Annotated in this window: 12 protein-coding genes; 9 read left to right on the top strand and 3 right to left on the bottom strand. The window is 68.3% G+C overall.

All coding sequences use genetic code 11. The annotated features are described in order from the left end of the window. Nucleotides 1-9 precede the first annotated feature (9 nt). Both ACPCUW_RS20165 and ACPCUW_RS20160 read left to right on the top strand, forming a co-directional pair. Nucleotides 10-255 carry a DUF2630 family protein gene (locus ACPCUW_RS20165; RefSeq protein WP_030517178.1) on the top strand — a complete coding sequence of 82 codons (246 nt, stop codon included), beginning with the start codon at nt 10-12 and terminating at the stop codon, nt 253-255. A gap of 16 nt (nt 256-271) precedes the next feature. Further along, the gene (locus tag ACPCUW_RS20160; protein WP_063014219.1) at nt 272-1777 is read left to right on the top strand and encodes a carboxylesterase/lipase family protein; all 1506 of its coding nucleotides are present in this window, start codon (nt 272-274) and stop codon (nt 1775-1777) included. 1 nt (nt 1778) lies between these two features. On the opposite strand, the gene ACPCUW_RS20155 is transcribed toward ACPCUW_RS20160, so the two are convergent. From ACPCUW_RS20155 to cobF, 3 genes are all read right to left on the bottom strand, one after another. Beyond that, nucleotides 1779-2645, bottom strand: coding sequence for an Fpg/Nei family DNA glycosylase (locus ACPCUW_RS20155; RefSeq protein WP_030517176.1), 867 nt, complete (start codon nt 2643-2645; stop codon nt 1779-1781). Nucleotides 2646-2794: 149 nt separating this feature from the next. Next, a complete protein-coding gene (locus ACPCUW_RS20150; protein WP_305780624.1) occupies nt 2795-3757 on the bottom strand; it encodes a DUF456 domain-containing protein in 963 nt (320 codons plus the stop codon). Nucleotides 3758-3888: 131 nt separating this feature from the next. Further along, the gene (gene cobF, locus ACPCUW_RS20145; RefSeq protein ID WP_423426422.1) at nt 3889-4641 is read right to left on the bottom strand and encodes a precorrin-6A synthase (deacetylating); all 753 of its coding nucleotides are present in this window, start codon (nt 4639-4641) and stop codon (nt 3889-3891) included. Nucleotides 4642-4712: 71 nt separating this feature from the next. Between cobF and ACPCUW_RS20140 the strand changes: the two genes are divergently transcribed. The 7 genes from ACPCUW_RS20140 to ACPCUW_RS20110 all read left to right on the top strand — a co-directional run bounded on the left by ACPCUW_RS20140 (nt 4713) and on the right by ACPCUW_RS20110 (nt 9463). Further along, on the top strand, nt 4713-5525 hold the full coding sequence (locus tag ACPCUW_RS20140) for a thymidylate synthase (protein WP_030517173.1): 813 nt from the start codon (nt 4713-4715) through the stop codon (nt 5523-5525). Continuing rightward, complete coding sequence (locus tag ACPCUW_RS20135) at nt 5522-6028, top strand: dihydrofolate reductase (protein ID WP_423426419.1); 507 nt, start codon at nt 5522-5524, stop codon at nt 6026-6028. Before ACPCUW_RS20140 ends, ACPCUW_RS20135 begins: the two co-directional genes overlap by 4 nt. A gap of 133 nt (nt 6029-6161) precedes the next feature. Next, a complete protein-coding gene (locus ACPCUW_RS20130) occupies nt 6162-6488 on the top strand; it encodes a cupin domain-containing protein (RefSeq protein WP_030517171.1) in 327 nt (108 codons plus the stop codon). Nucleotides 6489-6552: 64 nt separating this feature from the next. Further along, nucleotides 6553-7605 carry a Dyp-type peroxidase gene (locus ACPCUW_RS20125; protein ID WP_063014213.1) on the top strand — a complete coding sequence of 351 codons (1053 nt, stop codon included), beginning with the start codon at nt 6553-6555 and terminating at the stop codon, nt 7603-7605. Continuing rightward, on the top strand, nt 7602-8402 hold the full coding sequence (locus tag ACPCUW_RS20120) for a family 1 encapsulin nanocompartment shell protein (RefSeq protein WP_030517169.1): 801 nt from the start codon (nt 7602-7604) through the stop codon (nt 8400-8402). The genes ACPCUW_RS20125 and ACPCUW_RS20120 overlap by 4 nt, the downstream gene beginning before the upstream one ends. Nucleotides 8403-8433: 31 nt before the next feature. Beyond that, nucleotides 8434-9024: a hypothetical protein gene (locus tag ACPCUW_RS20115; protein WP_305780627.1), complete on the top strand. Its 591-nt coding sequence runs from the start codon at nt 8434-8436 to the stop codon at nt 9022-9024. Nucleotides 9025-9064: 40 nt separating this feature from the next. Continuing rightward, nucleotides 9065-9463: an NUDIX hydrolase gene (locus ACPCUW_RS20110; protein WP_030517167.1), complete on the top strand. Its 399-nt coding sequence runs from the start codon at nt 9065-9067 to the stop codon at nt 9461-9463. Nucleotides 9464-9476: the final 13 nt, after the last annotated feature.

The raw sequence follows: 9476 nt of genomic DNA, 5'->3' as shown, positions 1-9476 counted from the left end.
CATGGCCTCATGACCGAACAGGACATCCTTGCCCATATCCAGGACCTGGTGAAGCAGGAGCATCAGCTGCGGTCCAAGGCCACCAGCGGGGAGCTCGATCCCGAGACCGAGCGGGCGAAGCTGGCCGATCTCGAGGTGATGCTGGATCAGTGCTGGGATCTGCTGCGGCAGCGGCGGGCCCGCATCGATCAGGGCGGCAACCCGGACGAGGCCCAGGCCAACCCCGTGAAGCAGGTCGAAGGGTACCTGCAGTAACGGTTAGCATCGGGTAATGGTTGACATCACGACCGCCGACGGCGTTGTCCGCGGTCTCAGGCGTCGTCGCATCGTGCAGTGGCGTTCGATTCCCTTCGCCGCGCCGCCGGTCGGCGATCTTCGTTTCCGCGCGCCGCAGCCCGTCGAGAGCTGGTCCGGGGTGCGCTTGGCCACCGAATACGGATTCGCCGCGATGCAGCAGCGGGACGGCGCCCGGATCGGACCACGCGGCCCGCAGCCGACGAGTGAAGACTGCCTGACCCTGAATGTGACCGCGCCCGCGGAACCGGCCGCCACACCCCGGCCGGTCATGGTGTTCATCCACGGTGGCGGTTACGTGCTGGGCACCTCGGCGCTGCGGTTGTACTCCGGCGCCCGGCTGGCGTTGCGCGGCGATGTGATCGTCGTATCGTTCAACTATCGGCTGGGCGCCTTCGGCTACGTCGACTTCGGTGAATTCTCCACGGAGACAAGGCCGTTCGAATCGAATCTGGGTCTGCGCGACCAGGTGGCGGCGCTGCGGTGGGTGCAGCGCAATATCGCGGCCTTCGGCGGCGATCCGAACAATGTCACCATCTTCGGCGAATCGGCCGGCGCGCATGCGGTGGTCAGCCTGCTCGCCACCCCGGCCGCGGCCGGGCTGTTCCACCGCGGCATCGCGCAGAGCGCGCCGGCGGACTGGTCGCTGACGGCCGAGGCGGCGCGGATCTTCGCCCGGCGCTGCGTCGACAACCTCGGCGCCACGCCGGAACAGGCGGCCGAGGCGCTCAGCACCGCCGGCTCGAACGACATCCGCAAGGCCGCCGATCGCGCGATCGGCGATGTGCTGTGGCGGCAGCCGGGCAGTTTCCCCGCCGCCCCGGTCGTCGACGGCGACTTCCTGCCGATGGATCCGATCGACGCCATCGCCGCCGGGCGCGCTCACGCCGTCCCGCTGATCATCGGCACCAACCGCCACGAGGCGACCCTGTTCAAACGCTTCGATCGCTCCCTGCCCACCACCGCCGAACAACTGCACGTGGCGCTGTCGCGATGCGGCGACGCCGACCTCGAAAAGCGGGTCGTGGCAGCCTATCCCGGGTACCCGTCGCGGCGGGCCGCCGTGCGCATGGGCGGCGACTTCGTCTTCTGGCGGCCCACCGTGGAGGTGCTCGAGGGCCACAGCCGCCACGCCCCGACCTACGCCTATCGGCTCGACTACGCGCCGCGCGCGGTCCAGCTGGCCGGTTTCGGCGCCACCCACGCCCTCGATCTGATCCCGGTGTTCGGCGGGGTGGACAGCCCCATCGGGCGCGGGCTCACCGCGGCCGGCGGCTATCGGGACTTCCTCGCGGTGCAGCGCGAATTCCAGGACAACTGGCTCTCGTTCGCCCGTAAGGGCGAGCCGCTGCCGTCCTGGCCGCAGTACACCGAGCAGCGCCGCAGCACCCGCATCATCGACAGCCCGGCTCGGGTGGAGGTCGATCCGGATCGTGCGAAACGCCTTGCCTGGCAAGGAGTCCGGGTTCCCGCGCCGGTCTGACCTACTTCAGCAGCCGGGACATGCGCCGGTCGGCGAGGATCTTGCCGCCGGTCTGACAGGTCGGGCAGTACTGGAACGATTTGTCGGCGTAGGCGACTTCCCGCACGGTGTCACCGCAGACCGGGCACGGCAGTCCGGTCCGCGCGTGCACCTGCATGCCGGAGCGCTTCTCTCCCTTGAGCCGGGCCGCGTCCTGGCCGACGGAGCGGGTGATCGCGTCGGTGAGGATTTCGCGCATGGCCCGGTACAACTCGGCGACCTTGTCCGCGCCGAGCGTGGACGCGGTGGCGAAGGGCGAGAGCCGGGCGGCGTGCAGGATCTCGTCGGAGTAGGCGTTGCCGATGCCGGCCAGCACGGTCTGATCGGCCAGCACGGTCTTCAACCGTTGCGAGGTGCCGGCGAGGAGTTCGGCGAAGCCGTCCTCGGAGATCTCGAGCGCGTCGGGGCCCAGTCGGGCGATGCCCGGCACCGACTGCGGATCCTCGGTGATCCAGACCGCGAGCCGCTTCTTGGTGCCCGCCTCGGTGAGATCGAAGGCGGGTGTCGCGCCCTCGCGGGTGAAGAAGTGGACCCGCAGCGCGAGCGGGCCTTTACCCGGTTTCGGCGGCGCGGCGCCCGGTTCGTCGATCCAGCGCAGCCAGCCGCCGCGGGACAGATGCGTGATCAACCACAGGCCGTCGCAGTCGAGGCCCAGATGTTTACCCCAGTGCCCGGCACCGGTGACGTCGCGTCCCGACAGCGCGGTCACCGGCGGATCGAACGTTTTCAGCACGCTCAGCGCCGCGACGTCGACCCGCCCGACAACCGCGCCTACGGCATGCTCGACCAGAAACTGTTCGAGCGCCATGATCTCCGGCAACTCGGGCATTCCCGCAGCCTACCGGCGTCCACCGACAACCGGCCGCTTTCACACGGCGAGCGGAGACCCGGCCGATGCGAACGGCCGCGTTCCCACTGGGAGAACGCGGCCGTCGGCCTCGCGGCACGCGATTCGATCACCGCGGCACGCGACTCGCGTCACATCTGGGCGGGCCCCTGCTGCGGCGTGGCCACACCGGGGGCGACCGCACCCTCGATCGCGCCCACTCCTGCGCCGATCGCGGCACCCGCGGCAGCGGCCGGCGCCGCGATCACCGCGTAACCGATGGCGGCGCCGACGACCGGCATGACGACCAGGCCCGCCGGCAGGAACGGGATCCCGGCGATCAGACCGGCGACCGCGCCGACCATCGCGCTGGTGCTCGCGATGGGGCTGCTGACGATATTGCCCACGCTGGACCCGATCACCGCGCCGCCGAGGGTGTCCGCTGCGATGCGATCCGAACGCGACGGCTCGAATCCGGCGGAGTCCATGGTCTGCGCCAGCCCGGCCTCGGCCTGCGCGGCGGAATCGTTGATCTGCCCGGTCAGCTGCGGATCGATGAAGTCGGGCCGCGGCGTCACGACCGAACCGATCCGGATGGTGCCCTCGGGCGCCTTGATCGGCGCCACCGGCGGCGCCGGATGGGCGAGATCGGGCAGATGCAGTGCGCCCGGATTCACCATTGCCGGGGCGGTGAGATCGGGCACCGCCCGAGTGCTGTTCGCGGCGTTACGGTTCGACGAGATGGAGCCGGGGGCGGGTGCGGCGGCCGGCGCGGTGGCGTCGGCGGTGGCGGCATTCGGTTCCGGATCCGCGATCGGCGCGGCGAACGGCGGCACGGCCGGGTCGGTCGCCGCGCTCGGCTGGAACTGCCAGGGGTTGGTCTGCGCGACCGCGCGTGCGGCCGCGTCCGCCGCGTTCGATACGCCGGCGGCGACGGTTCCGGCGTCCGGCAGCATCCCCGTTGCCGGCGCCACACCCGAATCGGTGGTCGGCGCGGCCGCCCCTGCCACGCCCGTCTGCCACAGTGCCACGGTCAGTGGCAACGCGCCGAGGACGAGCGAGGAACCAACGCGCCGGCACCACTGTCCCGATGCCGCCGAATGCTGCCCTGCCATGAAAACCTCCAGTCGGATTTCGATCGATTGACAGTGATTCGAACCGGCCGGTGGCGTGGATCACATTCGTATCGATTTATTCCACAGCAATTTTGGAGCTATTTCGGACATGTCCGCGGAACGCCGGGCGGCTAACCGATTCTGCGCAAAAGGTATATGTCCATTACCCACCCCTTCGCCTCCCGAAGTTCGTTGCGGCGCCGCACGATTCGATCCTCCACCGCGCGCAGCGGCCCCTCGATCAACGTCTCGTCCGGCATCCCCAGGTAAGCGCCCCACCAGATGTGCAGATCGTCGCCCGGCACCTGCGTGAACGAACACTCGCCGTCGAGCATCACCAGTGTCGGCCCGTCCGCCGCCACGCCCTCGGCGCGCACGCGGCGACCGGTGGTGATGTGCACCGGTTCGCCGATCTCGTGCAGCACGATGCGGTGGGCCGCCGCCAGAGCCTGGGCACTGGTGACGCCCGGGATCACCTCGTACTCGAATCGCGTTCCCGCGTCCAGCACTCGCTGCACCATCCGCAGGGTGCTGTCGTAGAGCGAGGGATCGCCCCAGACCAGAATGCCGCCGACCCCCTCGGTGGCATCGAACGCCTCGGCCAGCAGTTCGGCACGGCGGCGATGCCAGTCCTCGACCACCTCGCGATAGTCGTCGGCGCCGGAGACCGCGCGTTCGCGCGGCGGATCGGCGATGGCCACCACGCGATGTTCCGGATCGGCGTGTGCGGCGAGGATCGCGGCGCGGACCTCGGTCAGTTCCCGCTTGGTCTCCCCCTTGCCGATGACGAAGAACGTGTCGACCTGCCGAATCGCCTCGACCGCCTGCACGGTCACCTGCCGGGGATCCCCGGCGCCGATTCCGATCACATAGAGCATGCGCACGGTGCCCCAGGCTAGCCAGCGGACCACCACGCGATGAGGGCGGTGGTCGCCCGAAGGCTAGGCTTGCGGATATGGACGGCGCGCCCGGAAACGACACCCAGTACGAGGATCTGCTGCGGCTGGTACTCGAGCGCGGTACGCCGAAATCCGACCGCACCGGGACGGGTACGCGTTCGATTTTCGGACATCAGCTGCGCTACGACCTCTCCGCCGGCTTTCCGCTGATCACCACGAAAAAGGTGCATCTGAAATCGATCGTCTACGAATTGCTGTGGTTCCTGCGCGGCGATTCCAATATCCGCTGGCTGCACGAGCACGGTGTCACGATCTGGGACGAATGGGCCGACGCGCACGGTGAACTCGGGCCGGTCTACGGGGTTCAGTGGCGCAGCTGGCCCACTCCGGACGGCACCCACATCGACCAGATAGCGCAGGTCCTGCAGACGCTGCGCACCGATCCCGATTCCCGGCGGATCATCGTCTCGGCGTGGAACGTGGCGGACCTGGACAAGATGGCGCTGGCCCCGTGCCACGCGTTCTTCCAATTCCACGTCGCGGACGGAAAACTGTCCTGCCAGCTGTATCAGCGCAGCGCCGACCTGTTTCTCGGGGTGCCGTTCAATATCGCGAGCTACGCGCTGCTGACCCAGATGGTCGCGCAGCAGACCGAATTGGAGCCCGGCGATTTCATCTGGACCGGCGGCGACTGCCACATCTACGACAACCATCTGACGCAGGTTCGCGAACAGCTGAGCCGCGAGCCGTACCCGTTCCCGCGGTTGCATCTGCGGCCCGCGCCGAGCCTGTTCGACTACACCTTCGACGACGTGGAAGTGCTCGACTACCGCCATCATCCGGCGATCAAGGCACCGGTGGCGGTATGAACCGCATCGGGCTGATCTGGGCGCAGACCCGGGCAGGCGTGATCGGCGCGGACAACGCCATTCCGTGGCGAGTGCCCGAGGATGTGGCGCATTTCAAAATGGTCACCGCCGATCATCCGGTACTGATGGGCCGGCGCACCTGGGATTCGCTGCCCGCGCGCTTCCGGCCGCTGCCCGGACGGCGCAATATCGTGATCACGCGGCAATCACAGTGGTCGGCAGCGGGCGCCGAACGCGCCGATTCGGTGGCGAGCGCCATCGCACTGGCCGCCGCGAAGACCGTGTGGATCATCGGTGGCGGCGAAATCTACCGGCAGGCAATGGATTACGCAACCGATCTGATGGTCACCGAAATCGACGCCGATATCCCCGGCGACGCCTACGCACCCGCGATCGAGGGCGACTGGCAGGTGGAGGACGCGCCCTGGTCGCAGTCGCGGTCGGGGCTGCGCTACCGGATCCGGCGCTTCGCCCGCGACACCGCCCCCGCCACCGTCGGCTGAATCGCACCCGGCTGGTATCGAACCCGAATCGCATCGGCGAAACGGCCGACCGCGCGAGGTGGGTCCGGCATACTCAGCGATATCCAGCCTGTGACCACAGCCCCGATCCCGGCTGAACCGCGAGAGGCAGATCATGGACAAGAAATCGCTGACGGCGGCGGCTCGCCAGCAGCTGAAGCTGGCCGCGTCCGCCACGAGTGGACGCAGTTCGCAAACCCTCTACGGCGGCCACACCCACAGCCTGCGCCAGACCCTCATCGCGCTGACCGCCGGCCAGAGCCTGGCCGAGCACGAAACTCACGGCGAAGCCACCCTGCAGGTCCTGACCGGAACCCTGATTCTGATCTGTGGCACCAACGAGTGGAAGGGCTCGCCCGGCGATCTGCTCGTCATTCCCTCGGCTCGGCACAGTGTGAAGGCCATCGACGACGCGGTATTCCTGCTGACCGTCGCGAAGTGAGGCCGGTCTCGCGAGGTCGGGCCGTCCGCACGCGCTGTCGGCCCGGCACCGTACCCTGTTGATCATGGGTGAGCCGCAGCCGATCCTCGATCCGCTTTCGCGCGCCGCGATCTTCCTCGTCGCGACGATCGACGAGGGCGGTGAGCCGGTGGTGCGCGACCTTCTCGCGGATCTGGCGGGACTGCGGCGCTCGATCGGGTTCCGGGTGCCGGAAACGCGGCTGTCCTGTGTGACGAGTATCGGTTCCGCCGCCTGGGATCGGCTGTTCGCCGGCCCGAAACCCGCGCAGTTGCACGAATTTCCGGGCTACGCCGGGGAGAAGCATCAGGCCCCGGCCACGCCGGGCGATCTGCTGTTTCACATCAAGGGCGAATTGCCGGACGCCTGTTTCGAATTGGCGATGCTGATCGGTTCCCGGTTGAAGGGTGCGGCCACGATCATCGACGAGACGACCGGGTTTCGCTATTTCGAACAGCGTGATCTGCTCGGCTTCGTCGACGGCACCGAGAATCCCGAGGGTCCCGCCGCCGTCGCCGCGGCACTCATCGGCGACGAGGATCCCGAGTTCGCCGGCGGTAGTTATGTCATCGTCCAGAAATATCTGCATGATCTGGAGGCGTGGAGTTCGCTGACGGTCGAGGAGCAGCAACTCGTCATCGGCCGTACCAAACTCGAGGATCTGGAGCTGTCCGACGAGGACAAGCCGGCGGATTCCCATGTCGCGGTGAACACCCTGATCGATCCGGACGGCACCGAGCGCCAGATCCTGCGTGCCAACATGCCCTTCGGCAGTGTCCGCGAGGGCGAATTCGGCACGTACTACATCGCTTACGCCGCTACCCCGGATGTCACCGAGCGGATGCTGGTCCGCATGTTCCTCGGCAGCGACGAGGCGCCCTACGACCGCATTCTCGATTTCTCCACCGCGATCACCGGCACCCTGTTCTTCACCCCGGCCAACGATTTCTTCGACGACCTTCCGGACGCCCCCGCACAGGAGGCGGCTTCGGAGCAGGACCTGGAACTCGAGGCAGCCGGAATCGCCGAGCTGCCCGCGGCCGCGTCTTCCGGCGACGGCTCCCTCGGTATCGGCACGTTGAAAAGGATCCCTCAATGAACAATCTGCACCGTGAACTCGCGCCGATCACCTCCGAGGCGTGGTCGGCCATCGAGGAGGAGGCGACGCGCACCTTCCGGCGTCATATCGCCGGTCGCCGGGTAGTGGATCTGTCCGGCCCGCACGGCACCGACTATTCCGCGGTCGGATTGGGACGCACCACCCTCATCGACGCGCCCGATCAGGGCGTCCAGGCTCGCCAGCGCCTGGTGGCGCCGCTGGTCGAGCTGCGCGTGCCGTTCACTCTCTCGCGCGAGGAACTCGACAACGTCGAGCGCGGCGCACAGGACGCGGACCTCGATCCGGTCAAGGACGCCGCCCGCAAGATCGCGTTCGCCGAGGACCGCGCCGTCTTCGAGGGCTACCCCGCCGCCGGGATCACCGGCATCCGCGCGGCCGTGTCGAACACCCCCGTCACCGCGCCGAGCGATCCGCGACTCATCCCCGAGGCCATCGCACAGGCACTGAGCAAGTTGCGCCTCGCCGGTGTCGACGGGCCGTATTCGGTGCTGCTGAGCGCCGATCTGTACACCGCGGTGAGCGAGACCTCCGACCACGGCCATCCGATCCGCACACATATCGAGCGGCTGATCCCCGAGGGCGAGATCATCTGGGCGCCCGCCATCGACGGTGCCTTCGTGCTCACCACCCGCGGCGGCGACTTCGATCTGCAACTGGGTCAGGACCTGTCGATCGGCTACCTGTCCCACGACGCGGAGAGCGTGCAGCTGTACTTCCAGGAAAGCCTGACCTTCCTGGTCTACACCGCCGAGGCCGCCGTCCCGCTGCGCGGCTGAGTCCGACGCGAGCGAACTCCGAGGTGTCACCATGAGCGACGACGTCCCGCCCGTATCCGGACCCGACATCTCCCGGCGGTCCCGCGGACCGGTCCGGGCGGTGCGGGCCGGTGTCGTCACCGGCCGCCGCACCCTCACCTACAGTGCGCTCGCCATGCTGTCGGTGCTGGTGATCTGTGGTGCCGTGGTGGCCCTGTTCGGAGTGAACCGCATCTTCACGGGACTGCTGGCCGGCGCGGTGGCGGGTATCGCGCTGCTGGTGGCGCTGTTCGGTCGCGATGTCGTCGTTCTCACCGACCGCGCGATCTACCGGCGCACCCCGTGGGCCGAATCGCGGCTGGAGTGGGATCGGGTGGTGGCCGGGCGGTTCGCCCTCGACGAGCGCGCCCGCTGGTCGCTCGCGCTGGATCTGACCGGCGGCGACGAACCGCACGACGAACTGGTACTGCTCAGCATTCCGCCGGTGCGGCATCCGGTCTCCAACGCCTACGAACATCGCAAGCGCGAACAGGTCGCCGAGATTCGCCGGATCCTGCGTGAGCAGCGTATCCCGGTCACCCTGCTGCCCGAGATCGCCGCGGCCCTGCACGAACACTGGAAGCTGGCGCCTGCCACCCGGTGAGCTCCCCGCCCGCACCGACCGTATCGTGAAGGCTCCCTTTATGATTCGCACCGCCGCACTCGCGCACATCCGGAATCGCCGTCTGCTGCAGGCACGTTCGACCGGCAAAGAGGTGTTCTACATGGCGGGCGGGAAGATCGACCCCGGTGAATCACCGGTGCAGGCGTTGTACCGCGAGGTGCGCGAGGAACTCGGTGTCGACGTGGCGGCCCACGACGAACTCGGCGTCTTCGAATGTGAGGCGTACGGGCACACGCCCGGTACCGCGCTGCACATGACCTGCTTCACCGCGGACCTCACCGGCGAACCGACGCCGACCAGCGAGATCGCCGAACTGCGTTATTTCACCGTCGGCGAGTACGCGGCCATGCCGCATGTCGCGCCCGGCTCGATGCTGGTCTTCCGGCGCCTGCACGAACTCGATCTGATCGACTGGTGATCCGGGGGAATGT

The sequence above is a fragment of the Nocardia sp. AB354 genome (genome assembly GCF_049538315.1).
GTDB classification, from domain to species: domain Bacteria; phylum Actinomycetota; class Actinomycetes; order Mycobacteriales; family Mycobacteriaceae; genus Nocardia; species Nocardia nova.
The sequence above is the reverse complement of the archived record's forward strand: the minus strand, read 5'-3'. Positions and strand labels throughout refer to the sequence as shown.

Bases quoted from the DNA above. Each gene is read 5' to 3' on its own strand.
- ACPCUW_RS20140 (WP_030517173.1), top strand. From the start codon at position 4,713: ATGGACGGCGCGCCCGGAAACGACACCCAGTACGAGGATCTGCTGCGG.
- ACPCUW_RS20125 (WP_063014213.1), top strand. From the start codon at position 6,553: ATGGGTGAGCCGCAGCCGATCCTCGATCCGCTTTCGCGCGCCGCGATC.
- ACPCUW_RS20160 (WP_063014219.1), top strand. From the start codon at position 272: ATGGTTGACATCACGACCGCCGACGGCGTTGTCCGCGGTCTCAGGCGT.
- ACPCUW_RS20155 (WP_030517176.1), bottom strand. From the start codon at position 2,645: ATGCCCGAGTTGCCGGAGATCATGGCGCTCGAACAGTTTCTGGTCGAG.
- ACPCUW_RS20120 (WP_030517169.1), top strand. From the start codon at position 7,602: ATGAACAATCTGCACCGTGAACTCGCGCCGATCACCTCCGAGGCGTGG.
- ACPCUW_RS20135 (WP_423426419.1), top strand. From the start codon at position 5,522: ATGAACCGCATCGGGCTGATCTGGGCGCAGACCCGGGCAGGCGTGATC.
- ACPCUW_RS20110 (WP_030517167.1), top strand. From the start codon at position 9,065: ATGATTCGCACCGCCGCACTCGCGCACATCCGGAATCGCCGTCTGCTG.
- ACPCUW_RS20130 (WP_030517171.1), top strand. From the start codon at position 6,162: ATGGACAAGAAATCGCTGACGGCGGCGGCTCGCCAGCAGCTGAAGCTG.
- ACPCUW_RS20165 (WP_030517178.1), top strand. From the start codon at position 10: ATGACCGAACAGGACATCCTTGCCCATATCCAGGACCTGGTGAAGCAG.
- ACPCUW_RS20150 (WP_305780624.1), bottom strand. From the start codon at position 3,757: ATGGCAGGGCAGCATTCGGCGGCATCGGGACAGTGGTGCCGGCGCGTT.
- ACPCUW_RS20115 (WP_305780627.1), top strand. From the start codon at position 8,434: ATGAGCGACGACGTCCCGCCCGTATCCGGACCCGACATCTCCCGGCGG.